General features: G+C 70.3%; 26 protein-coding genes. 9 read left to right on the forward strand and 17 right to left on the reverse strand.

The annotated features are described in order from the left end of the window. Nucleotides 1-66 precede the first annotated feature (66 nt). From ABID77_RS13475 to metX, 3 genes are read right to left on the reverse strand one after another with little or no spacing between them, the layout of a single operon-like run. Nucleotides 67-651, reverse strand: a complete 585-nt coding sequence (locus tag ABID77_RS13475) for an IMPACT family protein (protein ID WP_429596501.1) — start codon at nucleotides 649-651, stop codon at nucleotides 67-69. A 5-nt stretch (nucleotides 652-656) separates the two neighbouring features. Beyond that, nucleotides 657-1,241 (reverse strand): methionine biosynthesis protein MetW, encoded by a 585-nt coding sequence (metW, locus tag ABID77_RS13480; protein ID WP_429596504.1) that lies wholly within the window; start codon nucleotides 1,239-1,241, stop codon nucleotides 657-659. Next, complete coding sequence (gene metX / locus ABID77_RS13485) at nucleotides 1,238-2,404, reverse strand: homoserine O-succinyltransferase MetX (RefSeq protein ID WP_429596507.1); 1,167 nt, start codon at nucleotides 2,402-2,404, stop codon at nucleotides 1,238-1,240. Before metX ends, metW begins: the two co-directional genes overlap by 4 nt. A gap of 395 nt (nucleotides 2,405-2,799) precedes the next feature. Here metX and ABID77_RS13490 point away from each other — a divergent pair, with 395 nt between their 5' ends. Then, a complete protein-coding gene (locus tag ABID77_RS13490) occupies nucleotides 2,800-3,387 on the forward strand; it encodes an RNA recognition motif domain-containing protein (RefSeq protein WP_429596510.1) in 588 nt (195 codons plus the stop codon). 70 nt (nucleotides 3,388-3,457) lie between these two features. On the opposite strand, the gene ABID77_RS13495 is transcribed toward ABID77_RS13490, so the two are convergent. The 4 genes from ABID77_RS13495 to ABID77_RS13510 are packed head-to-tail and all read right to left on the reverse strand — an operon-like array spanning nucleotide 3,458 to nucleotide 6,451. After that, on the reverse strand, nucleotides 3,458-4,246 hold the full coding sequence (locus ABID77_RS13495) for an SDR family oxidoreductase (RefSeq protein WP_429596513.1): 789 nt from the start codon (nucleotides 4,244-4,246) through the stop codon (nucleotides 3,458-3,460). After that, on the reverse strand, nucleotides 4,246-4,899 hold the full coding sequence (gene lptC, locus ABID77_RS13500; RefSeq protein WP_429596515.1) for an LPS export ABC transporter periplasmic protein LptC: 654 nt from the start codon (nucleotides 4,897-4,899) through the stop codon (nucleotides 4,246-4,248). The genes ABID77_RS13495 and lptC overlap by 1 nt, the downstream gene beginning before the upstream one ends. Then, nucleotides 4,896-5,447: a KdsC family phosphatase gene (locus tag ABID77_RS13505; RefSeq protein WP_429596518.1), complete on the reverse strand. Its 552-nt coding sequence runs from the start codon at nucleotides 5,445-5,447 to the stop codon at nucleotides 4,896-4,898. The genes lptC and ABID77_RS13505 overlap by 4 nt, the downstream gene beginning before the upstream one ends. Then, a complete protein-coding gene (locus ABID77_RS13510) occupies nucleotides 5,447-6,451 on the reverse strand; it encodes a KpsF/GutQ family sugar-phosphate isomerase (RefSeq protein WP_429596521.1) in 1,005 nt (334 codons plus the stop codon). The genes ABID77_RS13505 and ABID77_RS13510 overlap by 1 nt, the downstream gene beginning before the upstream one ends. A 40-nt stretch (nucleotides 6,452-6,491) precedes the next feature. On the opposite strand from ABID77_RS13510, the gene ABID77_RS13515 reads away from it, so the two are divergent. Next, nucleotides 6,492-8,477 carry a cation:proton antiporter gene (locus tag ABID77_RS13515; protein WP_429596524.1) on the forward strand — a complete coding sequence of 662 codons (1,986 nt, stop codon included), beginning with the start codon at nucleotides 6,492-6,494 and terminating at the stop codon, nucleotides 8,475-8,477. An 86-nt stretch (nucleotides 8,478-8,563) separates the two neighbouring features. Here the strand turns inward: ABID77_RS13515 and mnmE are convergent, their stop codons facing one another. The 5 genes from mnmE to rpmH form a co-directional block, all read right to left on the reverse strand. Next, nucleotides 8,564-10,039 carry a tRNA uridine-5-carboxymethylaminomethyl(34) synthesis GTPase MnmE gene (gene mnmE / locus ABID77_RS13520; RefSeq protein ID WP_429596527.1) on the reverse strand — a complete coding sequence of 492 codons (1,476 nt, stop codon included), beginning with the start codon at nucleotides 10,037-10,039 and terminating at the stop codon, nucleotides 8,564-8,566. A 121-nt stretch (nucleotides 10,040-10,160) separates the two neighbouring features. Beyond that, complete coding sequence (yidC, locus tag ABID77_RS13525; protein WP_429596530.1) at nucleotides 10,161-11,915, reverse strand: membrane protein insertase YidC; 1,755 nt, start codon at nucleotides 11,913-11,915, stop codon at nucleotides 10,161-10,163. Continuing rightward, a complete protein-coding gene (gene yidD, locus ABID77_RS13530) occupies nucleotides 11,912-12,217 on the reverse strand; it encodes a membrane protein insertion efficiency factor YidD (RefSeq protein WP_429596533.1) in 306 nt (101 codons plus the stop codon). The genes yidC and yidD overlap by 4 nt, the downstream gene beginning before the upstream one ends. Beyond that, entirely contained in the window at nucleotides 12,214-12,603 is a 390-nt protein-coding gene (locus ABID77_RS13535; RefSeq protein ID WP_429597314.1) for a ribonuclease P protein component, read from the reverse strand. Before ABID77_RS13535 ends, yidD begins: the two co-directional genes overlap by 4 nt. A gap of 91 nt (nucleotides 12,604-12,694) precedes the next feature. After that, nucleotides 12,695-12,829, reverse strand: coding sequence for a 50S ribosomal protein L34 (rpmH, locus tag ABID77_RS13540; protein WP_007834827.1), 135 nt, complete (start codon nucleotides 12,827-12,829; stop codon nucleotides 12,695-12,697). Nucleotides 12,830-13,077: 248 nt separating this feature from the next. Between rpmH and dnaA the strand changes: the two genes are divergently transcribed. From dnaA to gyrB, 3 genes are all read left to right on the forward strand, one after another. Then, nucleotides 13,078-14,457 carry a chromosomal replication initiator protein DnaA gene (gene dnaA, locus ABID77_RS13545; protein ID WP_429596536.1) on the forward strand — a complete coding sequence of 460 codons (1,380 nt, stop codon included), beginning with the start codon at nucleotides 13,078-13,080 and terminating at the stop codon, nucleotides 14,455-14,457. 145 nt (nucleotides 14,458-14,602) lie between these two features. Then, nucleotides 14,603-15,709 carry a DNA polymerase III subunit beta gene (gene dnaN, locus ABID77_RS13550; RefSeq protein WP_429596538.1) on the forward strand — a complete coding sequence of 369 codons (1,107 nt, stop codon included), beginning with the start codon at nucleotides 14,603-14,605 and terminating at the stop codon, nucleotides 15,707-15,709. 229 nt (nucleotides 15,710-15,938) lie between these two features. Further along, on the forward strand, nucleotides 15,939-18,566 hold the full coding sequence (gene gyrB, locus ABID77_RS13555) for a DNA topoisomerase (ATP-hydrolyzing) subunit B (RefSeq protein WP_429596541.1): 2,628 nt from the start codon (nucleotides 15,939-15,941) through the stop codon (nucleotides 18,564-18,566). A gap of 51 nt (nucleotides 18,567-18,617) precedes the next feature. Here the strand turns inward: gyrB and ABID77_RS13560 are convergent, their stop codons facing one another. After that, complete coding sequence (locus ABID77_RS13560) at nucleotides 18,618-19,508, reverse strand: LysR family transcriptional regulator (RefSeq protein ID WP_429596544.1); 891 nt, start codon at nucleotides 19,506-19,508, stop codon at nucleotides 18,618-18,620. 87 nt (nucleotides 19,509-19,595) lie between these two features. On the opposite strand from ABID77_RS13560, the gene ABID77_RS13565 reads away from it, so the two are divergent. Next, nucleotides 19,596-19,838, forward strand: coding sequence for a DUF1127 domain-containing protein (locus tag ABID77_RS13565; protein ID WP_429596547.1), 243 nt, complete (start codon nucleotides 19,596-19,598; stop codon nucleotides 19,836-19,838). Here ABID77_RS13565 and ABID77_RS13570 read toward each other — a convergent pair. Next, nucleotides 19,824-20,108: a hypothetical protein gene (locus ABID77_RS13570; protein ID WP_429596550.1), complete on the reverse strand. Its 285-nt coding sequence runs from the start codon at nucleotides 20,106-20,108 to the stop codon at nucleotides 19,824-19,826. The genes ABID77_RS13565 and ABID77_RS13570 overlap by 15 nt on opposite strands. A gap of 22 nt (nucleotides 20,109-20,130) precedes the next feature. Next, nucleotides 20,131-20,529 (reverse strand): translation initiation factor IF-2, encoded by a 399-nt coding sequence (locus tag ABID77_RS13575; protein WP_429596553.1) that lies wholly within the window; start codon nucleotides 20,527-20,529, stop codon nucleotides 20,131-20,133. A 314-nt stretch (nucleotides 20,530-20,843) separates the two neighbouring features. On the opposite strand from ABID77_RS13575, the gene ABID77_RS13580 reads away from it, so the two are divergent. From ABID77_RS13580 to ABID77_RS13590, 3 genes are all read left to right on the forward strand, one after another. Then, nucleotides 20,844-21,131, forward strand: a complete 288-nt coding sequence (locus ABID77_RS13580; RefSeq protein WP_429596556.1) for a hypothetical protein — start codon at nucleotides 20,844-20,846, stop codon at nucleotides 21,129-21,131. 81 nt (nucleotides 21,132-21,212) lie between these two features. Further along, nucleotides 21,213-21,704, forward strand: a complete 492-nt coding sequence (locus ABID77_RS13585; RefSeq protein ID WP_429596559.1) for a surface-adhesin E family protein — start codon at nucleotides 21,213-21,215, stop codon at nucleotides 21,702-21,704. A 184-nt stretch (nucleotides 21,705-21,888) separates the two neighbouring features. Further along, on the forward strand, nucleotides 21,889-23,088 hold the full coding sequence (locus ABID77_RS13590; RefSeq protein ID WP_429596562.1) for a metallophosphoesterase: 1,200 nt from the start codon (nucleotides 21,889-21,891) through the stop codon (nucleotides 23,086-23,088). 23 nt (nucleotides 23,089-23,111) lie between these two features. On the opposite strand, the gene ABID77_RS13595 is transcribed toward ABID77_RS13590, so the two are convergent. Together ABID77_RS13595 and ABID77_RS13600 are read right to left on the reverse strand one after the other, a co-directional pair. Next, entirely contained in the window at nucleotides 23,112-23,609 is a 498-nt protein-coding gene (locus ABID77_RS13595) for a polyhydroxyalkanoate granule-associated phasin (protein ID WP_429596565.1), read from the reverse strand. 96 nt (nucleotides 23,610-23,705) lie between these two features. Beyond that, nucleotides 23,706-25,301: a UdgX family uracil-DNA binding protein gene (locus ABID77_RS13600; protein WP_429596568.1), complete on the reverse strand. Its 1,596-nt coding sequence runs from the start codon at nucleotides 25,299-25,301 to the stop codon at nucleotides 23,706-23,708. Between the last annotated feature and the right edge of the window lie 3 nt (nucleotides 25,302-25,304).

Consider the following 25,304-nt stretch of genomic DNA (forward strand, 5'->3'; position numbering starts at 1 on the left):
GTGCCACGGTCGGCACGGTGCCGGTCGACGGCGCGCCGGCGCGTGGCCTCGGCCGGTCCGACGCCTTCAGTCGACCCAGCCGGCCCGGTCCTGCGTGGCGTCGTCGATGCGCGCGCGCAACGCCTCGGCGGCGGTGTCGTCGATCTCGAACGACAGGCGCACCAGCGCGCCGTGCTCCACCGCCCGCAGCGCCGCCCCGGCGCCGGCGAGCTCGCGCCGCAGGGCGCCTTCGAGCGCGTAGGGCACGGCGCAGGCGAGCGTGCGCCGGCGCCGCAGCGGCCGCTTGTCGGCGCCCAGCAGGGCCTGCGCGACGGCGTCGGTGTAGGCCCGCACCAGACCGCCGGCGCCCAGCTTCACGCCGCCGAAGTAGCGCACCACGGTGGCCAGCACGCCTTCGAGGTCCTGGTGGCGCAACACCTCCAGCATCGGCCGGCCGGCGGTGCCGCCGGGCTCGCCGTCGTCGTTGGCGGCCGACTGGCCCCCGGCCATCAGCGCCCAGCACACGTGCGCGGCGCCGGGATGCGCGCGGCGCAGGCCGTCGACGACCGCCAGCGCGGCCGCGCGGTCGGCCACCGGCTGCACGCAGCCGACGAAGCGGCTCTTCTTGATGACGAGCTCACTGTGGACCGCGCCGGCAAGCGTCTGCGCCACGGGCGTCAGCCCCGTTCCAGCTTGAAGACCGCCGTGCCGGCGCGCGCGTTGGGCAGCCAGCGCACCTCGCGGCCCTGCTGCACGCCGAAGGCGTCAAGCACGCGCAGCCGGTTCTTGCGCGCCAGGACCTCGAAGTCCTTGAAGGTGCCCACGCGGATGTTGGGCGTGTCGTACCACTCGTAGGGCAGGCGCCGCGTCACCGGCATGCGCCCGCGCGCGACGCTCAGGCGGTTGGGCCAGTGCGCGAAGTTGGGGAAGGCGACGATGCCCAGGCGCCCGACGCGCGCCGTCTCGCGCAGCATGACCTCGGCGTTGCGCAGGTGCTGGAGCGTGTCGATCTGCAGCACGACGTCGAACGAGGCGTCGTCGAACATCGCCAGGCCCTCGTCGAGGTTGAGCTGCAGCACGTCGACGCCGCGGCGCACGCACTGCAGCACGTTGCCGTCGGCGATCTCCACGCCGTAGCCGGTGCAGCCGCGCTCGCGCTGCAGCAGGTCGAGCAGGGCGCCGTCGCCGCAACCGAGGTCGAGCACGCGCGCGCCCTCGGGCACGAGGCGGGCGACGAGGCGCTGGAGGCCGGGATCGCTCATCGCGCGGCTCCCGCGTCGAGTTCCAGCGCCACCCGCTCGAAATAGGCGCGCACCACGCCCATGTAGCGCACGTCGTCGAGCAGGAAGGCGTCGTGGCCGTGCGGGGCGTCGATCTCGGCGTAGCTCACGCGGCGCCGGTTGTCGACCAGCGCCTTGACGATCTCGCGGCTGCGCGCGGGCGAGAAGCGCCAGTCGGTGGTGAAGCTCACCAGCAGGAACTGCGCGGTGGCGCGCGCAAAGGCGGCCGCGAGGCTGCCGCCATGGGCCAGCGCCGGGTCGAAGTAATCGAGCGCGCGGGTGATGAGCAGGTAGGTGTTGGCGTCGAAGTACTCGCTGAACTTGTCGCCCTGGTGGCGCAGGTAGCTCTCGATCTGGAACTCCACGTCCTGGGTCGAGTAGCGATAGCCCCGGCCCTGGCGCTCGCCCTCGACGGCGCCGCGCAGCTCGCGGCCGAACTTCTCGTTCATGACGTCGTCGCTCAGGTAGGTGATGTGGCCGATCATGCGGGCGATGCGCAGGCCGCGCTTGGGCACCACGCCGTGCTCGTAGAAGTGGCCGCCGTGGAAGTCGGGGTCGGTCACGATGGCGCGCCGCGCAACCTCGTTGAAGGCGATGTTCTCGGCCGTGAGGTTGGGCGCGCTGGCCACCACCACGGCGTGGCGCACGCGGTCGGGGTACTGCAGCGTCCACGACAGCGCCTGCATGCCGCCCAGGCTGCCGCCCATCACGGCGGCCAGCGTGCGGATGCCCAGCGCGTCGAGCAGGCCGGCCTGCGCGTCGACCCAGTCCTCGACAGTCACCACCGGGAAGTCGGCGCCGTAGACGCGGCCGGTCGCCGGGTCGACGTGCATCGGTCCGGTCGAGCCGAAGCACGAGCCCAGGTTGTTCACGCCGACGACGAAGAAGCGGTCGGTGTCCAGCGGCTTGCCCGGGCCGATCATGTTGTCCCACCAGCCCTCGGATTTCGGCTGGCCCGCGTAGACGCCGGCGAGGTGGTGCGAGGCGTTGAGCGCGTGGCACACCAGCACGGCGTTGCCGCCGTCGGCGTCGAGCGTGCCGTAGGTCTCGTAGGCCAGCACGTAGTCGCGCAGCACCGCGCCGCTGCGCAGGGCCAGCGGACCGGCGAAGGACATCGACTGGGAAACGACCTCGAAGGAAGACACGGGCGGCGATCGGCGGTGGTGGGTGGATCGGAGGTCGGCCGGGCACCAACGAGAAAACCCGGCCTCGCCAAAGAAACGAGCCGGGTTGAGCGGGAACGTCTTTAGCTGGATTTGTAGAGCGCCCGCAAGCTGAAGCAAATCGGCGCCGCGGCAGTATATCGCCCGACTCCCGCCGTCACCGCCGCCGGACGACCGGCCGGGTTTTTCGAATGGCGCCGCCATCCGGATGGATTTCGTTTTTGCGTGCGCATCATTTCACCCATAATGCGCGAGTCTCCCTTCAAATTTCCGGGAGTCAACTCGGTGATTGGACAGTTTCGCGCAGCCCGGCGGATCCGCCGTCATTGTGCTTTCGGGACTCCATCGCTTTTATTGATGTTTATAGGAGTCCCTCGATGGGCAACAAACTGTACGTCGGCAACCTGCCGTATTCGGTGCGCGACGGCGACCTGGAACAGGCCTTCGGTCAATTCGGTTCGGTCACCAGCGCCAAGGTCATGATGGAACGCGACACCGGCCGCTCCAAGGGCTTCGGTTTCGTCGAGATGGGCAGCGACGCCGAGGCGCAGGCCGCCATCAACGGCATGAACGGCCAGCCGCTCGGCGGCCGCAGCGTGGTGGTCAACGAAGCGCGTCCGATGGAAGCGCGTCCCCCGCGCAGCGGCGGCGGTGGTGGTTATGGCGGCGGCGGTGGCTACGGTGGCGGTGGTGGCGGCTACGGTGGTGGTGGCAGCGGCGGTGGCGGCTACGGCGGCGGCGGCAGTGGTGGTGGCGGCTACGGTGGCGGCGGTGGCCGCAGCGGCGGTGGCGGTGGTTACGGCGGCGGTGGCAGCGGCGGCGGCGGCTACGGTGGTGGCGGTGGCCGCAGCGGTGGCGGCGGTGGCGACGGCGGTTTCCGCAGCCCCTACGGCTCCGGCCCCCGCGGCGGCGGTCGCAGCGGTGGCGGCAACGGTGGTGGCTACGGCGGCAACGGCGGCTACTGATCGATCGTTCCGCGGTCGACCCGGTCCCGGGTCGATGACGAAAGGCTCCTTCGGGAGCCTTTTTCGTTGCTCATTCGCCCAGGCGGCGTTTCCGTCCCCGGCCCTGCGCCAGGCGATCGAACAGCGCGTCCGGCAGCACCCGCATCAGGCGCGCGACGATGCCCATCTGCCAGGGGATGACGCGATGGCTGGCGCCGGCCTCGATGGCGCGGAACGCCCGCTCGGCGAAGGCCTCGGGCGTCATCAGGAAGGGCATGGCGTAGCGGTTGCCGCGCGTGAGCGGCGTGTCGATGTAGCCCGGACTGATCGTCACCACGCGCACCCCCGAGCCGCGCAGTTCGCCGCGCAGGCTTTCGCAGTAGGCGATCGCCGCCGCCTTGCTGGCGCAATAGGCGCCATGGCCGGGCAGCCCGCGGATGCCCGCGACGCTGGCGATGCCGACCAGCCGCCCGCTGCCGCGCGCCGCCATGGCCGCCACGAACGGGTGGAAGGTCGCGACCAGGCCGGTGTCGTTGACGGCCAGGACGCGCGCGAAGACGTCGACGTCGCCGCGCTCGGCGGTGTCGATGCCGATGCTGATGCCGGCATTGGCGATCACCACGTCGGGCAGGCCCTGCCGCGCGATGCAGGCGGCACCGGCCGCGACGATGGCGTCGATGTCGGCCACGTCGGCGCCGTAGACGCCGCAAGCGTCGCCGCCGGTGACGATGCCCCGGGCCGTCGCCCAGGCCTCGATCTCGCCGGTGCGCCGCGCCGCCAGCGCCAGCCGCCAGCCCGCGTCGTGGAACCGCCGCGCCAGCGCCTGGCCGATGCCGCTGGAGGCGCCGGTGACGAAGACCAGCGGGGCCGTGCCAGCCATCAGCGCCGTGCCGCGCCCAGGGCGGCGGGCGAGGGCATCAGCACGCCGCGCACCCGACCCTGCAGGTTGGCGACGCCGCTGAGGTTGTCGTAGTCCATCGCGTCGGAGGTGAACTGGTCGGCACCCCGGATGAGAACGACGGGCTTGTTCGACCGCACGCGCTCGGTGTTGACGAAGACGTGCAGGAACTCGCCGCGGAACTCCAGGCGCGGCAGCGGCTGGCCGCTCGGTCCGACGGCGGCGTCGCGCACGACGATCGCGTTGCCGAAGAGCTGGATCTCGCTGCCGTCGCCGTTCGACAGGCTGCGGTCGGCCGTGGCGCGCGTGACCAGGCCGATCGGCGACACCGAGCGCATGCGCATCTGGTCGACCTCCAGGGTGTCGTTGTCGGGATAGTGGCGACCCTCCTTGCCGAACAGCTCGCTGCGCAATTCGCCGGTCGGCAGGAAGTTCTTCACGACGAAGTCGCGCATGAAGTAGTCGGGCTCGTGGGTGACGGGACGCGCGACGGTGGGTTCGAGCAACTTGGGCGCGTTGCGCGCCAGCCAGTAGGTGCCCAGCGCCAGCAGCGCGGTCAGGATGACGGGCAGGTAGAGCGTGGTGCGATCGAGCGCGTCGCGCACCATCCTGCCCAACGGCCGGCGCTGCCTCATGCGACTGGGCCGCGCGCCGCGTCGAGCAGGCGCCGGTAGTGGCCGCCGGCGGTCAGCAGCAGGTCGCAGAACTCGCGCGCCGCGCCCTCGCCGCCGCGCGCGGTGGTGACGTGGTGGGCGATGGCGCGCACCTCGGCGTGCGCGTTGGCCGGCGCCGCGGCGAAGGCGGCGCGGCCGAGCACCGGCAGGTCGGGCCAGTCGTCGCCGATGGCGGCGGCCCGGGTCCAGTCGAGGCCCAGCTGGGCGAGCATGGCCTCGGCGGCGGGCAGCTTGTCCTCGGTGCCGTAGCGCACGTGCTCGATGCCCAGGGCCGCGAGGCGCACGCGCAATGGCTTGGAATCGCGCCCGGTGATGACCGCCGGCACGATGCCGGCCGTGCGCAGCAGCTTCAGGCCGTAGCCATCGAGGATGCTGAAGCGCTTGAGCGTCTCGCCGTGCTCGCTGAAGAACACGCCGCCGTCGGTGAGCACGCCGTCGATGTCGAAGAAGGCGATGCGGATGTCCTGCGCCGCCAGCAGGGTCTCGGGGGGGAAGGCGATCGCGGGCATCAGATGACTTTCGCGCGCATGAGGTCGTTGATGGTCAGCGCGCCGGTCAGCCGGCCGTCGGCGTCGACCACCAGCAGGCTGTTGACGCGGTGCTGCTCCATGAGCTCGGCCGCCTCGACGCCCAGCGCGTCGGCGCGCACGGTGCGCGGGTCGCGGTGCATGACCTCGGCGGCGGTCAGGGCGCGCAGGTCGGCGCCGGTCTCGACCAGCCGGCGCAGGTCGCCGTCGGTGAAGATGCCCAATGCCCGGCCTTCGTCCGAGACGACGGCCGCCGCGCCCAGGCCCTTGGCGCTCATCTCGCGCATCAGCGCGCTGAAGGTGGCCGAGGGCGCGATGCGGGGCACCTCGTCGCCGGTGCGCATGAGGTCGCCCACCAGCGTGAGCAGCTTGCGCCCCAGGGCGCCGCCGGGATGCGAGCGCGCGAAGTCCTCGGCGCCGAAGCCGCGCGCGTCGAGCAGCGCGACGGCCAGCGCGTCGCCCATCGCCATCTGCGCCGTGGTGCTGGCGGTGGGGGCGAGATTGAGCGGGCAGGCCTCCTTCTCGACGCCGCTGTCGAGCACGATGTCGGCATGGCGCGCGAGCATGGAATCGGGACCGCCGGTGATGGCGATCAGCGGCACGCCCTGGCGCTTGACCACCGGCAGGATGGCGGCGAGTTCGTTGCTCTCGCCGCTGTTGGAGATGGCGATCACCAGGTCGACCGCCTGGATCATCCCAAGGTCGCCGTGGCTGGCCTCGGCGGGGTGGACGAACATCGCCGGCGTGCCGGTCGAGGCCAGCGTGGCGGCGATCTTGCGTCCGACGTGGCCGCTCTTGCCCATGCCCATCACGACCACCCGGCCGCGCACATCGAGGATGCGGCGCACCGCCTCGACGAAGCCCGCGCCGATGCGCGATTTCAGGCCGCGCACGGCATCGGCCTCGATGTCGAAGGTCGCCCGCGCGCGATCCAGCACGGTCTCGGAATCGGGCGGCGCGACGGCCGGGGCGGGGCGGGAAGTCATCGAAAGATTCTAGGTGCGCCCAGGCCGTAGCATCGGGCGCATGTCCTCCCTCGATCTCACGCTGCTCTATCTGCTCGCCGCGGTGATCGGCGTGGTGGCGTGCCGTTTCCTGCGCCTGCCGCCGATGCTGGGCTACCTGTCGGCGGGCATCCTGATCGGGCCGCACGCGCTGGCGCTGGCGCAGAACACCGAGGGCATCCGGCACCTGGGCGAGTTCGGCGTGGTGTTCCTGATGTTCGTGATCGGGCTCGAGTTCAGCCTGCCCAAATTGCGCGCCATGCGCCGCCACGTCTTCGGGCTGGGATTGCTGCAGGTGCTGCTGACGATGGGCCTGGCGACGGCCGGGGCGCTGCTGGTCGCCGCCCACCTGCCGCCGGCCTGGAACCTCGGCTGGCAGACCGCGCTGGCGCTCTCGGGCGCGCTCACCATGAGCAGCACCGCCATCGTCGTCAAGCTGATGGCCGAGCGGCTGGAGCTGGAGAGCGAGCACGGCCGCCGCGTGATGGGCGTGCTGCTGTTCCAGGACCTGGCGGTGGTGCCGCTGCTGGTGCTGATCCCGGCGCTGGGAGCGCCTCCGGAGGCGCTGTTCAAGGCACTGTCGATCGCGCTCGTCAAGGCCGCCTTCCTGGTCGGCGTGCTGCTCTACGGCGGCCCGCGCGTGATGCGCTGGTGGCTCACGCTGGTGGCGCGGCGGCGCAGCGAGGAGCTGTTCATGCTCAACCTGCTGCTGGTCACGCTGGGCCTGGCCTGGCTGACCGAGCTCGCCGGCCTGAGCCTGGCGCTGGGCGCCTTCATCGCCGGCATGCTGGTGTCGGAGACCGAATACAAGCACCAGGTGGAGACCGACATCCGGCCCTTCCACGACGTGCTGCTGGGCCTGTTCTTCATCACCATCGGCATGTCGCTCGACTGGCACATCGTCGTCGAGCGCTGGCTGCTGGTGGCGGTGCTGCTGGTGCTGCCGCTGGCCTTCAAGCTGCTGCTGGTGACATTGCTCGCGCGCGGGCTGGGCGCGACGGCGGGGGTGTCGCTGCGCACCGGACTCTACCTGGCGCAGGCGGGCGAGTTCGGCTTCGTGCTGCTGGCGCTGGCGCAGGACCGCAGCCTGCTGCCGCCGTGGCTGGCCAATCCGGTGCTGGCGTCGATGGTGCTGTCGATGCTGGCGACGCCCTTCATCGTCATGTACAGCAACGCCATCGTGCGCAAGCTGGTGGCGAGCGACTGGATGCAGCAGTCGCTGCAGATGACGAGCATCGCGCGCAAGACCATCAACACCTCGCAGCACGTGATCATCTGCGGCTACGGGCGCTGCGGCCAGAACCTCGCGCGCATCCTGGAGCGCGAGGGCATCCCGTACCTGGCGCTCGACCTCGACCCCGACCGCGTGCGGCAGGCCGCCGCCGCCGGCGACTCGGTGGTCTTCGGCGACGCCGCGCGGCTGCAGGCGCTGATGGCCGCCGGCCTGGCGCGCGCCAGCGCGGTGGTGGTGACCTACCTCGACGTGCCCGGCGCGCTCAAGGTGCTGGCCCACACGCGCTCGCACGCGCCGCAGGTGCCGGTGATCGTGCGCACGCAGGACGACCGCGACCTGGAGCAGCTGCAGGCCGCGGGCGCCACCGAGGTCGTGCCCGAGGCCATCGAGGGCTCGCTGATGCTGGCCAGCCACGCCCTGGCGCTGGTGGGCGTGCCGATGCGGCGCGTGATCCGCGTCGTGCAGGACCAGCGCGACGCGCGCTACAACCTGCTGCGCGGCTATTTCCACGGCGCCGACGACGACACGGCCGACGAGCTCGAGAACCAGCGCCTGAACAGCTTCACGCTCGCCGCCGGCGCGCGCGCCATCGGCCAGACGCTCGGCGCCCTGGCGCTGCCGGAGCTGGACGTGCGGGTGGCGGGCCTGCGCCGCCGCGACGGCACGGCCACGCCGCCAGACGACGCGGCGACGCTGGACGACGGCGACACGCTGGTCCTGTCGGGCCGCCCGGAGGCGCTGGCCGTGGCGATCGAGCGGCTGCAGAAGGGCTGAGACGGGCCGCGCCCGGCATCCGGCACGGCATGTTCAGAAGCGCATGCCCGGCGTCTGCCACGGCCGTGCCGGTCCGGCGGACCCGCCTACTTGCCGATGCAGAAGCGCGAGAAGATGACGCCCAGCAGTTCGTCGGCGCCGAACTCGCCCGTGATCTCGTTGAGCGCGTTCTGCGCCAGACGCAGTTCCTCGGCCAGCAGGTCGAGCGCCGGCTGGCGCGCCGCCAGCACGCCGGTGGCGATGTCGAGGTGCGTCGCCACGCGGCCGAGCGCATGCACGTGGCGCTCGCGCGCGAGGTAGAGGCCCTCGGGCATGGCCTGCCAACCGGCGAGTTCGAGCAGCCGCCGACGCAGGGTGTCGATGCCCTGGCCGGTCTTCGCCGAGATCGCGATGCCGGTGGAGGTGGCGGTCGAATCCCTGGCCGGGGCCGCGACGGCATCGGCGTTCGCCGCCGGGTCCGCGAGGCTCGCGGCGAAGGCCGTGGCGTCCGGCGCGGCGTCGAGCTTGTTCCAGACGTCGAGCACCGGCACGCCCCCCGGCAGCCTGGCGGCGATGTCGGCGTCGGCGGCGCGCCAGGCCGGCTCGGCGGCGCGCGTGAGGTCGTGCAGGAACAGCACCGCGTCGGCGTCGCCGATCTGGCGCCAGGCGCGCTCGACGCCGATGCGCTCGATCTCGTCGGCGCTCTCGCGCAGGCCGGCGGTGTCGGCGACGTGCAATGGCACGCCCTGGATCTGGATGGTCTGCGACACGACGTCGCGCGTGGTGCCGGCCACCGCGCTGACGATGGCCAGCTCGGCGCCGGCGAGCGCGTTGAGCAGCGAGCTCTTGCCCGCGTTGGGCTGGCCGGCGATCACCACGCGGATGCCTTCGCGCAGCAGGGCGCCCTGGCGCGCGCGCGCGCGCACGCCGCCGAGCCGAGCGGCGAGCGTGGCGAGCTGGCCGGCGGCGTCGGCCTGCTGCAGGAAGTCGATGTCCTCCTCGGGGAAGTCGAGCGTGGCCTCGACCAGCATGCGCAGGTGGATCAGCGCCTCGCGCAGCGCGTGGATCTCCTGCGAGAAGGCACCGGCGAGCGAGCGGCTGGCGCTGCGCGCGGCGGCCTCGGTGCTGGCGTCGATCAGGTCGGCGATGGCCTCGGCCTGGGCGAGGTCGATCTTGCCGTTGAGGAAGGCGCGCCGGCTGAACTCGCCCGGCTCGGCCACGCGCAGGCCGGGCAAGCGATGTGCCTCGGGCGCGCGCGGGTCGATGGCCTCCCCGGCCGCTTCCAGGCAGCGCGCGACGAGCAGCTGCAGCACGACCGGGCCGCCGTGGGCCTGGAGCTCCAGCACGTCCTCGCCGGTGAAGGAATGGGGGGCGGGGAAACGGATCGCCAGGCCGTGGTCGACCGGCTCGCCCGCCGCGTCGCAGAAGGCGAGGTAGGTGGCCTCGCGCGGCCTGAGCGGCCGGCCGCACAGGGCGTCGATCAGCGGTCCCAGCGCGCGCCCGGAGACCCGCACGATGCCCACGGCACCACGTCCGGGTGCGGTGGCGATGGCGACGATGGGGTCGGCGTTGCGGGCGAGCATGACGCTATTCTTTCATTTGGAAGCGTTGCGACGGCGGCAACGAAAAGGGCCGCTTGCGCGGCCCTTGGCGGGAACAGATGAATGCGGCGCGACGACCGCATCGGCACGTCCGCGCTCGGGACTACTTGCCCAGCACCCCAAGGCGCTTGTTGATGAACCACTGCTGCGCGATCGACAGCACGTTGTTGGTGATCCAGTAGAGCACCAGCCCGGCAGGGAAGAAGATGAACATCACGCTGAAGGCCAGCGGCATGATCCACATCAGCTTGGCCTGCATCGGGTCCGGCGGCGTCGGGTTCAGCCAGGTCTGGAACAGCGAGGTGGCCGTCATGACGATCGGCAGGATGAACCACGGATCGGGCGCCGAGAGGTCGTGGATCCAGCCGATCCACGGCGCGTGGCGCATCTCGACCGACGACAGCAGCACCCAGTAGAGCGCGATGAACACGGGGATCTGGATCACGATCGGGAAGCAGCCGCCCATCGGGTTGACCTTCTCGTCCTTGTAGATGCGCATCATCTCCTGCTGCATCTCCTGCGGCTTGTCCTTCAGGCGCGCGCGCATCTCGGTGATCTTCGGGTTGATGGCCTTCATCTTGGCCATGCTGGCGTAGGCCTTGGCGTTGAGCCAGTAGAAGGCCGCCTTGAGCAGCACCACCAGCGCGACGATCGACCAGCCCCAGTTGCCCAGGATGCCGTGGAGCTGGTTGAGCAGCCAGTAGAGCGGCTTGGAGATGATCGTGAAGATGCCGTAGTCCTTGACCAGCTCCAGGCCGGGGGCGAGGGCTTCGAGCTTCTTCTCCTCCTCGGGGCCGGCGTAGAGGCTGCTGTCGACGCTCTGGCTGGCGCCCGGGGCGAGCTTGGTCAGCGGCACCACCATGGCGACGGAGAACAGGTTGTTGCCCAGGTCGGCCACGCGGAACTCACGCCGCAGCGTGTCGCTGCCCGGCACGTTGAGCAGCCAGGCCGACACGAAGTAGTGCTGGACCATGGCGACCCAGCCGTTGTTGGCGGCCGGCGGCAGTTCGGCCTTGTTCTTCGTGATGTCGGTGAAGGCGACCTTGTGGAACTTCTTCTCGTCGGTGTAGAGCGCCGGGCCGGTGAAGGTGTTGGTGCCGAACATGGTGCTGCTGGGCACCGTGCCGTGGCGCACGAACTGCAGGTAGAGCTGGGCGTCGAGCGGCTGGGCGCTGACGTTGACGACCTGGTGGCGCACGCGGATGGTGTAGTCGCCGCGGGTGAACACATAGGTCTTGACGTACTTGAGGCCGCCCACGGGCTGCGACTCGAAGCTCACCTCCAGCGTGTTCTGGCCCTCGGCCATCTCGCGCGGACCGGCCACCGGCGTCATCGGCGTCAGGTGGTTCGGGAAACGCTCGCCGCTGTCGACGACATTGATCAGGCCGGTCTGGGCGACGTAGCGCGTGGCGGGCGAGCCGTCGGCCATCAGCGTCACGGGCCTGGAACTGGGCGCCACCGGCGTCTGGCCGGTCATGTCGTGGAAGGTGTCGAGGAAACCACCGCTGTGGAACTCGTCGAGGTACTGGAGCAGTTGCAGCTCGGACAGGGTGCCGCCCTGGCTGTCGATGACGGCGGCGAACACGTCGGTCTTGACGCGCACCTTCTCGCCGGCCGGCGCGGGCGCCGTCTGGGCCGGCAGCGCCATCGGATTGCCCGGCGTCGCGGCGGCGCCCGGCAGCGTGTCGGCCGATCCGGCGCCCGCCGGCGTGGCGGGCGTGTTGGCGGCGGTCTGCACCGGCTTCGACGAGGGCAGGAAGGTCGGCTTGTTGCCGTTGTGGACCTGCCATTGGTCCCACAGCATCACCAGCGAGAAACCAAAGATCACCAGCAGGATGGTGCGGCGTATATCGTTCATGAAGAAGACTTCTTGTCTGAGGAGGCGTCGGAGGGAGAGGGAGAAAGAAGCGAGGTGAACAGCGATCCGCCCGATGCGCGCGCGCGACGCTCCGGCACGGGGTCGTGGCCGCCCCGGCACCAGGGCTGGCAGCGGACGATACGGTAGAACGTCAGACCGCTGCCGGCGATCGCCCCGTGACGCTCCAGGGCTTCGATGGCATAGGCCGAGCAGGTCGGCTCGAAGCGGCAGGACGCCCCGAGCCAGGGGCTCAGCAGCAGGCGGTAGCCCTTGACCAGGGCGATGAGGACACGCCGCATCATGGACGCCCGGCGCGCGCGCGCTGCATGAGCTGCTGCAACTCGGCCCGCACGGCGGACTTGAGCTTGTCGGACGATGCGCTCACGAACGCCTTGCGGTCGAAACCGGCGCGCAGCCGCACCACGTGCGCGGCCGATGGCAGCACGGTGTCGGCCGCGGCGCTCACGCTGTAGATCTGTCGCTTGATCGCGTTGCGCGTCACGGCGCGCCGGGCCCAGCGCTTGGGCACCATGGCACCCAGCCACACGTCGGATGCCGGGCCGAACAACGGCTCGGCACCCGCTGGCGCGTCGAGCGCGCAGCGGTGCAGGGCGAAGTGGGGGGTGCGCGCCACCGTGGTTCCGGCCAGGACGGCCTGGAATTGGGCGCGGGTCTTGAGCCGATGCAGAGGAGGCGACATCGGCGATGGCTGCGGCGTCTTGGCGATTGCGGACGGCGGCAGGTCCTGCAACGTCGCCGCCAGCGTGGATCGAGCGGTCTTAGACGGCCAGGCGCTTGCGGCCCTTGGCACGGCGCGCGTTGATGACGGCACGGCCACCACGGGTCTTCATGCGGACGAGGAAACCGTGGGTGCGGGCGCGGCGGACTTTGGAGGCTTGGTAAGTGCGTTTCATGATTCTCTGGGGTGTAGGGTCGAAGAGCGCCCCGAAACACGCAAAGAGTTTTCAGGGAAACCCGCGATTATCACAAAGTTTGCGAAAACCGCAAAATCGAAGGGAGTCTCAGGCTGCTCTCGACCTGCCTTCGAACGGTGTGGATAAGGCTTTGACAAGTTAGAATGCGGGCCGCCTTGACAAGGCAAATATCCACAACACGGCAGCCCGAAAAATGACCGAGGGACATCTCCCATCCCAGAGCGCCCATGCCGACTGACGGCGCCGGCGACAGCCTCTGGCAAGCCTGCGTCGACCAGCTCGCGCAGGAGCTTTCCGAACAGCAGTTCAACACCTGGATCAAGCCGCTGACCGCCCAGGTCGCGGACGATCTCTCGCGCATGACCGTGTTCGTCGCGAACCGCTTCAAGCTCGACTGGATCCGCGCGCAGTACGCCGGCCGGATCGCCGGCATGGCCGAGAAGATCTACGGCCAGTCGGTGATCGTCGAACTCGCCCTGGCGCCGCGCGACGCGCCCGTGCGCCCGTCCCCGCTGGCCGTCATGGCCGAGACCGACGTGCCGCGCGAGGTGGCCGGTCTCGGCGAGGACGCGTCGGCCAACGGCTTCAAGAACCGGCTCAACGCGGGCCTGACCTTCGACACCCTGGTCGAGGGCACGGCCAACCGCATGGCGCGCGCCGCGGCGATGCACGTGGCGGGCATGCCCGGCCACCTCTACAACCCGCTGTTCATCTACGGCGGCGTCGGCCTGGGCAAGACCCACCTGATGCACGCGGTGGGCAACCGCCTCATGGTCGACCGGCCCGATTCCAAGGTGCTCTACATCCACGCCGAGCAGTTCGTCTCGGACGTGGTCAAGGCCTACCAGCGCAAGACCTTCGACGAGTTCAAGGAGCGCTACCACTCGCTCGACCTGCTGCTGATCGACGACGTCCAGTTCTTCGCCAACAAGGACCGCACGCAGGAGGAGTTCTTCAACGCCTTCGAGGCGCTGCTGGCCAAGAAGAGCCACATCGTGATGACCAGCGACACCTATCCGAAGGGTCTGGCCGACATCCACGAGCGCCTCGTCTCGCGCTTCGACTCCGGGCTCACGGTGGCCATCGAGCCGCCGGAACTGGAGATGCGCGTGGCCATCCTGATCAACAAGGCGCGCGCCGAGTCGGTCGAGATGCCGGAGGAGGTCGCCTTCTTCGTCGCCAAGAACGTGCGCTCCAACGTGCGCGAGCTCGAGGGCGCGCTGCGCAAGATCCTGGCCTATTCGCGCTTCAACCAGAAGGAGATCTCGATCGCCCTGGCGCGCGAGGCGCTGCGCGATCTGCTGTCGATCCAGAACCGGCAGATCTCTGTGGAAAACATTCAGAAGACGGTGGCCGACTACTACAAGATCAAGGTCGCCGACATGTACTCCAAGAAGCGTCCGGCGAGCATCGCGCGGCCGCGCCAGATCGCGATGTACCTGGCCAAGGAGCTGACGCAGAAGAGCCTGCCCGAGATCGGCGAGCTCTTCGGCGGGCGCGACCACACGACGGTGCTGCACGCGGTGCGCAAGATCTCCGGCGAGCGCCAGCAGCTCACCGAGCTCAACCAGCAGCTCCACGTGCTCGAACAGACGCTCAAGGGCTAGATGAACAAACCCCCAGGCTTCGCGCACTGCGTGTCGCTTTCGCCTACCCCCTTGCAGGGGGTAACACCGGCGGCCCGGCGAAGCCGGTTCCGCGGTGTTCCGCGCCTGAATGCAACCCCCATGAATCAGAGGAAGAGATAGAGACATGATCGTCCTGAAGGCACCCCAAGACAAAGTCCTCGCCGCGCTGCAATCGGTCGCGGGCATCGTGGAGCGGCGCCACACGCTGCCCATCCTGGCCAACGTGCTGATCCGCAAGACCGGCGGGCAGCTGCAGCTCACCACCAGCGACCTGGAGATCCAGATCCGCACCACCGCCGAACTCGGCGGCGACGAGGGCGACTTCACGACCACCATCGGCGCGCGCAAGCTCATCGACATCCTGCGCACCATGCCCGCCGACCAGACCGTGAGCCTGGAGGCGAGCGCGAACAAGCTGGTGCTCAAGGGCGGCAAGAGCCGCTTCACGCTGCAGTCGCTGCCGGCGGAGGACTTCCCGCTGGTGCAGGAGGCCGCGACCTTCGGCCCGGTGTTCAGCGTGCCGCAGAAGACGCTCAAGAGCCTGCTGCAGCAGGTGTCCTTCGCGATGGCGGTGCACGACATCCGCTACTACCTCAACGGCATCCTGTTCGTGGCCGAGGGCAAGCAGCTGTCGCTGGTGGCCACCGACGGCCACCGGCTGGCCTTCGCCTCGGCGACGCTGGAGGTCGAGGTGCCGCGCCAGGAGGTGATCCTGCCGCGCAAGACCGTGATCGAGCTGCAGCGCCTGCTGTCGGACGCCGAGGGCGCCATCGACCTGCAGTTCGCCAGCAACCAGGCCAAGTTCGGCTTCGGCGGCATGGAGTTCGTCACCAAGCTGGTCGAGGGCAAGTTCCCCGACTACAACCGCGTCATTCCGAAGAACCACAAGAACAGCGTCACGCTGGGCCGCACGACGTTGCTGGCGAGCCTGCAGCGCACCGCCATCCTGACGTCGGACAAGTTCAAGGGCGTGCGCCTGAACATCGAGCCGGGCACGCTGCGCATCGCCTCGAGCAACGCCGAGCAGGAAGAGGCGCAGGACGAGGTCGACATCGACTACGGCGGCGACGCCATCGAGATCGGCTTCAACGTCACCTACCTGATCGACGCGCTGTCCAACATGAACCAGGACATGGTCACGCTGGAACTGGCCGATTCGAACAGCTCGGCGCTGTTCACGATCCCGGAGAACGCGTCGTTCAAGTACGTCGTGATGCCCATGAGGATCTAGAGGCTCGGCTCACCCCCAGGCTTGCTCACTTCGTGTAGCAGCGCCCACCCCCTTGCAGGGGGCAACACCGGCGGCCCGGCAAAGCCGGTTCCACGGTGTTCCCGGTGAATACGACGTGGCAGAGGCGGGGGGATGAGATGGGTTGCGAGACAGGCGGGGAGAGCGCATCGGAGCGCCGCATCGAGTCGATTCGTGTCGAGTCATCGAGAGAGATTGAGAAAGAGTACCAATGAGCGAAGCAAACAAGCCGGTCGAGCCGCAGCACACCGAGCCGGTCTACACGCCGGAGATCGAGAGCGCGATTCCGATCGAGATCACGCCGGCCGACACCTCGTACGGTGAAGGCTCGATCACGATCCTCGAAGGGCTGGAGGCGGTGCGCAAGCGCCCGGGCATGTACATCGGCGACACCTCCGACGGCACGGGTCTGCATCACCTGGTCTTCGAGGTGGTGGACAACTCGATCGACGAGGCGCTGGCGGGCCACTGCGACGACATCGTCGTCACCATCCATTCCGACAACTCGATCTCCGTCACCGACAACGGCCGCGGCATCCCGACCGGCGTGAAGATGGACGACAAGCACGAGCCCAAGCGCTCGGCCGCCGAGATCGCGCTGACCGAGCTGCACGCCGGCGGCAAGTTCAACCAGAACAGCTACAAGGTCTCGGGCGGCCTGCACGGCGTGGGCGTCTCGTGCGTGAACGCGCTGAGCGTGACGCTGCGCCTGGTGGTGCGGCGCGAGGGCAAGATCCACGAGCTCGAGTTCAGCCGCGGCTTCGTGCAGAACCGGCTGCTGGAGCAGGTCAACGGCTTCGAGGTCTCGCCCATGCGCATCGTCGGCGACACCGACAAGCGCGGCACGGAGGTCCACTTCCTGCCCGACACCGAGATCTTCAAGGAGAACAACGATTTCCACTACGAGATCCTCTCCAAGCGCCTGCGCGAGCTGAGCTTCCTGAACAACGGCGTGCGCATCCGCCTGAAGGACGAGCGCACCGGCAAGGAGGACGACTTCTCCGGTGCCGGCGGCGTCAAGGGCTTCGTCGAGTTCATCAACAAGGGCAAGAACGTCCTGCACCCCAACGTGTTCTACGCCATGGGCGAGAAGCCGGCCGAGACCTACGGCGGCATCCCCGGCACGCACATCGGCGTCGAGGTGGCGATGCAGTGGAACAGCGCCTACAGCGAGCAGGTCCTCTGCTTCACCAACAACATCCCGCAGCGCGACGGCGGCACCCATCTCACCGGACTGCGCGCGGCGATGACGCGCGTGATCAACAAGTACATCGAGGAGAACGAGCTGGCCAAGAAGGCCAAGGTCGAGGTCACCGGCGACGACATGCGCGAGGGCCTGTGCTGCGTGCTGAGCGTGAAGGTGCCCGAGCCCAAGTTCTCCAGCCAGACCAAGGACAAGCTCGTCTCCAGCGAGGTGCGCGCGCCGGTGGAGGACATCGTCGGGCGCCTGCTGGCCGACTACCTGCAGGAGCGTCCGAACGACGCCAAGACCATCTGCGGCAAGATCATCGAGGCCGCCCGCGCCCGCGAGGCCGCGCGCAAGGCGCGCGAGATGACGCGGCGCAAGGGCGTGCTCGACGGCATGGGCCTGCCCGGCAAGCTGGCCGACTGCCAGGAGAAGGACCCGGCGCTGTGCGAGGTCTACCTGGTGGAGGGCGACTCCGCCGGCGGCTCCGCCAAGCAGGGCCGCGACCGGAAGTTCCAGGCCATCCTGCCCTTGCGCGGCAAGATCCTGAACGTCGAGAAGGCGCGCTACGAGAAGCTGCTGACCAGCAACGAGATCCTGGTGATGATCACCGCCCTGGGCACCGGCATCGGCCGCGCCGGCACGGCCACCGGGGGTGCCGGCGGCGGCGCCGACGACTTCAACGTCGCCAAGCTGCGCTACCACCGCATCATCATCATGACCGACGCCGACGTCGACGGCGCCCACATCCGCACGCTGCTGCTGACCTTCTTCTACCGGCAGATGCCCGAGCTGGTCGAGCGCGGCCACATCTACATCGCCCAGCCGCCGCTCTACAAGGTCAAGTTCGGCAAGGAGGAGCAGTACCTCAAGGACGGCCCGGCGCTCGACGTCTTCCTGCTGAAGGTCGCGCTCAAGGACGCCAGCATCCACACCGGCGGCGCCAACCCGACCACGCTCGCCGGCGACACGCTGGCCGAGCTGGCGCGCAAGCACCAGCTCGCGCAGGCCGTGATCGCGCGCCTGGGCGTGTTCATGGACGCGGCCGCGCTGCGCGCCATCGCCGACGGCGTGTCGCTCGACCTCGACACGCCCGCCGCCGCCGAGGCCTCCGCCGTCGCCCTGCAGCGCAAGCTGCGCGAGCTCGACGACGCCGGCGAGCCGGCCGAGGTGGCCAGCGAGTTCGACGTGCGCACCGACAAGCCGCTGCTGCGCATCAGCCGCCGCCACCACGGCAACGTCAAGAGCAGCGTCATCACGCAGGACTTCGTCCACGGCGCCGACTACGCCGCGCTGGCGACCGCCGCCAGCACCTTCCGCGACCTGCTGGGCGAGGGCGCCGTGGTCCGTCGCGGCGAGGGCGAGCGCGCCAAGGAGGAGAAGGTCGCCGACTTCCGCGTCGCCATGAAGTGGCTGATCGGCGAGGCCGAGCGCACCACCTCGCGCCAGCGCTACAAGGGCCTGGGCGAGATGAACCCCGAGCAGCTGTGGGAGACCACCATGGACCCCGCCGTGCGACGCCTGCTGCGCGTGCAGATCGACGACGCCATCGAGGCCGACCGCGTCTTCACGATGCTCATGGGCGAGGAGGTCGAGCCGCGGCGCGAGTTCATCGAGCAGAACGCGTTGCGGGCGGGGAACATCGACGTCTGAGGCGTTGGCGGGCGAACGTGGACGGCGCCCGCCCGCTGCTACCCGCGCCCCTCATCCCTGCCGGAACCGCACCAGCGTCTCGATCACCCGCTCGGTCGAGCCGTCCAGCGAGGCCTCGTCGCGGTGCGCGATGCCCAGCCGGCGCACGAGGCGCGGCTTCAGGGGCAGCACCTTCAGGCGCGCGTCCGTCTCCGCGTCCCTCGACTCGTACACCGGCAGCAGGGCCGCGCCGTAGCCGGCGGCCACCAGACTGCGGATCGCGGCGTCGTAGTTGAGCTCGATGCGCGCCCGGGGCGCGCAGCCGCCGTCGGCGAACCAGGCCATCGTCAGCCGGTGCATGTGCGTGGTGGCGTCGTTGAAGATCAATGGCCGCTGCGCCAGCCATTCGGGCGTGACGGTCCGGGGCGATGGCCATGACGCCGGCACGAAGGCCTTCACCGTCTGGTCGCGCCAGGGCGTCACGACGGTCCCCCGCAGCGGCGGCTGGGGCAGCGCCACGAGGCCGATGTCCAGGGTGCCCAGCGCCAGCCGCTCCAGCGCCTGGGACGACCCCAGGATCGCCACCTCGACGTCGATGCCCGGATGGCTGTCCTGCAGCGCTTCGAGCACGCGCGGGAGCAGGTCGATCACGACCCCCGTCGAGGTGCCCAGGCGCACCCGGCCCAGCTTCCCGTCGGCCTGGCGGCGCACCGCCTCGACGGTCTCGTCGGCATCGCGCAGCAGCGCACGGGCGCGCTGCACGAGCACCAGCCCGGCGGCCGTCGGCGTGACCCGGCGGCTGCCGCGCACCAGCAGCTGCGTGCCCAGGCGCGACTCCAGCTCGCTCACGTGCAGGCTCACCGTCGGCTGCGCCAGGTGCAGGGCCCGCGCGGCGGCGGAGAAGGTGCCGAGGTCGACGATGGAGACCAGCGTGCGAAGCTGGTCGAGGTTGAGTTCGCGCATCAGCGTTCCTGATCGGTGACCTCAGGATTCTCGACTTTTCCGATGGATGCGGATGCCGGACGATGAACGCTCATCACGGGAGTCGTCATGTCCTCGAAGGCAGTGTCAGCGGCATCGGCCGCATTCAGGCGCAGGTTGCGTCGGTGGCTCGACCGCGTCGTGGAGCCTTCGCGCGGCCCGGGCGCGGAACTCGCCCGCATGAGCGAGCGCGAACTGAACGACCTGGGCATCGGTCGCAGCGAGGTCCGGCGATGGATCGGCCGTCGCGCAGCCGCCGATCGGCGGGAAGCGCCCGATCGCGACGGGTCCGATGCCTCACGGCGCCGATGAGGCGTCGCCCGCACGGGCCTGCGCGACCCTGGCCTCGATCCATTGGCGGAACCGCTTTTCCGCTTCCAGCCGGAGTTCGTTGCGCATCCGGTTGCAGGCCCCGTGCGCGAGCCGACGGTGCTTCTGCTGGCGCATGCCGCCCATCGTCGCGTCGAGCAGGTGCTCGATGGTGGCGGACTCGGGCCGGCCGTGCGGTTCGTCGAAATCCATTGGCAGACCGCACCAGTGGCACAGGGGGCCGAAGGTCGAACGCAGGGCGCGCACGCTCATGGATGGCGCGACACGGTCGAATTCAGCGCGAACCGCCGGAGGTCGACGGCGTCACCGGCCGGGGCGTGGCCGAACCCTTGTCGGTGCGGCTCTTGGCCGCGTCCTCGGGCGCGGTCAGGTTGCGTTGGGTCAACCCGCCGGCGGTGCCACCGCCCGGCGGCACGGTGCGATTCATGCGTGCGCTGGCCGGACCGCTCTCCGACGTCAACGCGCCCGACGACGTGGCTCCCGTGTCCGCGCCCGCGCCGGCCGGACGCCCGCCGGCGGGGGCCTTCTCGGCGGTGCCCTGGGCCGGTGGCACGCCCGTGCCCTTGGGGTTGCCCGTGGCCTGCGCCCAGGCGCCGCCGCAGGTCATCGCCACACAGGCGACCAGTCCGACCGCACGGAACCGGGCGGCGAAGGAATGAAGAGAGGTTGGCATGGCGGTCGATGCTCCGAGGTGCGAGGGGGTTGGAACGGGATGGGCTGGTTTTCGACTCTCGTGTCGTCCGGACGACGCGGTGTAGGTTCCGGTCCGCTCCGCTCGCCAGCCAAATGCAGGGCGACACACCCTGTGCGCCACGGGCGGCATGCGAAACGGTCCGGACGGTCGTGCCGGGAATCGCGCCGGGGTGACCCTCCGGGTTGCGCGCTCGCCTACGCCGATGCGGAAAGGGAGCCGTCGTACCCGGGCTCGACGTCGGGCGCAGTGTGTGTTCCGATCCGACCGCGCCACCCACATCCAAGGAGCCTTCCATGACCCGTCCATCCCCCGACCACGCCGCCACGCCCGCCACCGGCAGTTCCGACGCGTCCGGCACCGAGCACGGCGGCGACGAAGCCCGGGTGGGCGATCGCGGCGACGCCTCCGGCCGCAACCTCGCGCAGAGCCGCGCCATCGGCCAGGAAGACCCGATCGCCACGGGCAGCCGCATGGGCCGCGAACGCGACAAGGCCAGCGGCTTCCCCGGCACGCCCGACATCGGGACCGATGCGGTCCAGACCGAGGAAGCGCGGGCGATCGAGCGAGAGAAGAAAGGCTGACACGCCTCAGTTGATAGGAAAGTATTAAGTGGCATACCGGCCTCGTCGAGAAGAGGTCGAGCCACTTATGATTTTCGGATCTTGCAGTTCCCATACCGTGCGCTGATCGGTCTGTCCCTGCTGGGCGGTGCCTTGGCCGTCCAGGCCGGATGGTTCACGGTGGCCGGCGTCGCCGGCGACGACCGGGGCGATTACGTGCAGGTCGATCCCGTCTCCCTTCGTTCCGACGGTGTGCGCCGATGGCTCGACGTGCGCGTCAGCCGGGCGGCGGAACGCACCAGCACCGAAGGCGTCAGGTTCCGTTCGTTCGAGGGTGTGGCCGAGGTGGATTGCAGCGCGTCGACCGCGCGCTACGTGTCGGCCACCTTCTACGCCGAGCCGCATTTCTCGGGAACGCCGATCGCCCGGCTCGACTACGCGAGCGATCGCGTGCGACCCATGGCGTTTCGCCAGATCCCGGGCGATTTCTCGGCGCGCGTGATCCGGGCCGCCTGCACGGTCGAGCCGTCGCCGTCCGGTCCGCCGCCGCCGGGCGAGGAGCCGGCCGGCCCGGGCCGGGACGGCCCCCGCTGACCGCGCACGCACGCACGCGGCGCCGAGGTCGATCGGACGCCGGTCCGTGCGGCCGACACGAACGATGTGAAGGTAATTCGCGACCGACCTTGAATGTGATCGCGTCCGCCTCGCAGTTGAGCAGCGGTGCGGCATCGACGATCGTCACCACGCCCGATCCTTCGTCCGCCACATCCCGACGCCCATGCCGTTTCGACCCCTCGTCCTCCTGACCGTCCTGCTGCACGTCTACATCGGCCTGCGCCTGCTGCCGACGATCGATGGCGCCAGCCGCATCGCGTCGCTCGCCCTCGCCGTGGCCCTGCTGGCGTCGGCCGCGACGATGCCGCTGCCGTTCCTGGCCTTCCGGGGATACGGACGCTCGATCGGCCGGAGCTGGCAGTGGATCGGCCTGGTGGCGATGGGCTGGTTCTCGTCGATGTTCGTCGCGACCCTGCTGCGCGACGTCGTGCTGCTGGTCGCCTGGGCGGCGCAGGGCGCGGGATTCCTGGCGCCCGATCCCTCGATGCGGCTGGCGTTCTGGAGCGCCGTCGCCGTGCCCCTGGTGGCGACGGCGAGTTCGCTGATCGGCTTCCTCAACGCGCGCCGCACCGCGCGCGTGGTGCGCGTCGACGTGCCGATCGCCGGCCTGCCGAGCGCCCTGCAGGGCTTCACCATCGCGCAGCTGAGCGACCTGCACGTCGGCCCGACCATTCGGCACGGCTACATCCAGCGCATCGTCGACCGGGTGAACCGCCTGGAGGCCGATGCCGTCGCGATCACCGGCGATCTCGTGGACGGCGACGTGCCGACGTTGCAGCGCCACATCGCGCCGCTGACGGGACTGAAGGCGCGCCACGGCACCTTCGTGGTGACGGGCAATCACGAGTACTACGCCGGCGCGACGGCCTGGGTGACGGAGCTGCGCCGGATGGGCCTGCGGGTGTTGCAGAACGAGCACGTGCTGCTGGCGGCCCGAGGCCGGGGCGACATGGCGGCGCGCGGCGCGCAGACCGACGACGAGGCCGACGCCGCCACGCTGCTGCTCGCCGGCGTGAACGATTTCACCGCCGGCCACTTCGACGCGGCGCAGGCGACCGACCCGCAGGGCGCGCTGGCGGGCGCGCCGCCGGGCGTCGCCACGCGCATCCTGCTGGCGCACCAGCCGCGCAGCGCGGCCGCGGCATCGGCCGCCGGCTTCCAGCTGCAGCTGTCCGGCCACACGCACGGCGGGCAGTTCTTCCCGTGGAACTTCTTCGTGCCGCTGCAGCAACCCTACGTGGCGGGACTGCACCGGCTGGGCGGCATGTGGGTCTACGTCAGTCGGGGCACCGGCTACTGGGGACCGCCCAAGCGCATCGGAGCGCCCTCGGAGATCACGCTGGTGCGACTCGTCGCGGCCTGACGCGACCCGGAAGGGGGGAAGGGTCAGGCGTCGGCGGGTTGCGCGAGCCGGCGTGCGTTGGCCGTGGCCTTGGCGTGGATCGGCTTGAGTCCGCGTTGCGTCACGCGGGCCGCGGCGCTGGTCATCTGCGAGACCGTGGCCGCCGCTTGCGTGCTCACGCCCAGCAGGCGATCGCCTTGCGTCCATGCCTGGGCCGGCGTCGCGCTGGTGAGCAGGCCGGCGAGCGCGGCGGCACCGCTGAACCACTGGCGGATCGCGCGGTTGAGCAGGCTCATGCCGCTGGTCTGGAACTGATGGACGATGGCGTTGCCGGACTCCCCGACCGCGGCCAGCTTCTCCTGCACCATGAGCTGGAATTCGGCCATGTCGGCTTGGCTCGGTGACAGTCCCGCGAGCGCCATGCGTTCGGTACGGGCCTGCACCACGGAAGCGGAGGAGACCCACATTTCCTGCGTCGTCACGGCGACATCCGCCCACAGCATCAGCGGGTTGAAGAATCGCGAAGAAAGGGCTTGGGTCATGGAGACACCTGATGAGTGACGATGGAGGACTATAAGGGACGTCGTCCGTTTTTTGCTGCACTGCAACAAAACACCCGTCACTTTAGGGCGCGGTGCTCAGGCCGTCGCGTTCACGACCGTGCTGGCGAGTGCCAGGTCCTCCAGCCAGCGCGCGTAGGCCTCCTCGTGCTGGGCCGGATCGCCGCGCAGCAGCGCCGACGGATGCAGGGTCACCAGCACCTGCTCGCCATGCGGCCCGGTGTGCCACTGCCCACGCTCCTTCATGACCGCGACCGGTCGTCCCAGCAAGGCGCGTGCCGCCGTGGCGCCCAGGGCCACGAGCGCCCGGGGCTGCACCTGCCGCATCTCGCTCTCCAGCCAGTGGAGGCAGGTCGCGGCCTCCTGCTGCGTGGGGGTCTTGTGGATGCGCCGCTTGCCGCGCAGCTCGAACTTGAAGTGCTTGACCGCGTTGGTGACGTAGATGGCCTCGCGCGTCCAGCCGAGGTCGGCCACGGCGCGGTCGAACAGCCGCCCGGACGGCCCGACGAAAGGCCGCCCGCGCAGGTCCTCCTGGTCGCCCGGCTGCTCGCCGACCACCATCAGCGCGGAACGCACCGGTCCCTCGCCGAACACCGCCTGCGTGGCGTGCGCGCCGATCGGGCATTCGCGGCAGCGCTGCGTCGCTTCCTTGAGCTGGATCAGCGCCCGGGCCGGTTCGTCCGACAGCACCAGCGGCGACGCGGCGGCGACGAGGTCCGGCGACGCGACCTCCTGCGTGGACCGCGGTGCGCGCTCGCGCAGGTGCGGCGCCGGCGCGATGCGGCGCGCCGGGGTGCTGGCGGGTGCCTCGATCATCCGGCCGCTGCGCGCCATCGCCTCGACGGACAGAGGGGTGATCAGCTCGGCCTCGGGCAGGTTGCGCCAGTAGCGACGCGGCATCTCCTTCTGCATCATCGCGAGCTTGAGGCGCGCGGGATTGAAGATGTGGCGGTAGTAGGTGAGCCACAGCGCCTCGCCGGCATCCGCGGGCGGGGCGTCCTCGCGCCGGGCGCCCGGGCCGAAGGTCAGCGTGCCTTCCCGCCCGGCGGCGGCCGGCTCCCAGCGCAACGAGCGCTCGGGCGTCAGGATGGCCCAGCGCATCTGCGTGAAGCGGCGCACGAAGAAGGGCGCCACGGCCTCGACGATGTGGTGGAAGGGCTCGAACCACGCCACGTGCAGCGTCGCGCCGCCATCGGCCTGCTCGAGGGTGCGGAAGCGCACGAAGGCCTTCATCTTGTGCATGTCGCGCCGCACCGCCTGGGCCATGTGCTGCGCCCGCACGCGGTCGGCATCGATCGGGTCGTCGCGCAGGCCGGGCTCGTGCACCAGGCGCCACAGCAGCCGGTAGAGCAGGCCGAAGCGCGCCGGGTCCTCGTGCAGCACCACGGTCTCGCACAGGCGCACGAAGGCGGGCGGGACGACGGCGGAGGCCGAGCCGAGGTGCGGCGTGGACGAGGCACGGACCGTCGCCGTGGCGTCCCCGTCGTCGATCTCGAGCGACGCGGACGGCACGGGTTCGTCGGAGAGCGAGGCGAACAGGTCGAGCTCGGCGCTGTCCCGCGTGTGCCAGACCACGTCGTCCGGCGGCACCTGTCGTGCCAGCAGCCCCCGCGCCTCGCGGCGGAAGCCGGGCCAGTCGGTGTCGCCGTCGAGCGTGATGGTCTGGGTCGCCATCGT

Origin of the sequence: Variovorax sp. PvP013 (assembly GCF_050435945.1) — a bacterium.
GTDB lineage: Bacteria > Pseudomonadota > Gammaproteobacteria > Burkholderiales > Burkholderiaceae_C > Variovorax.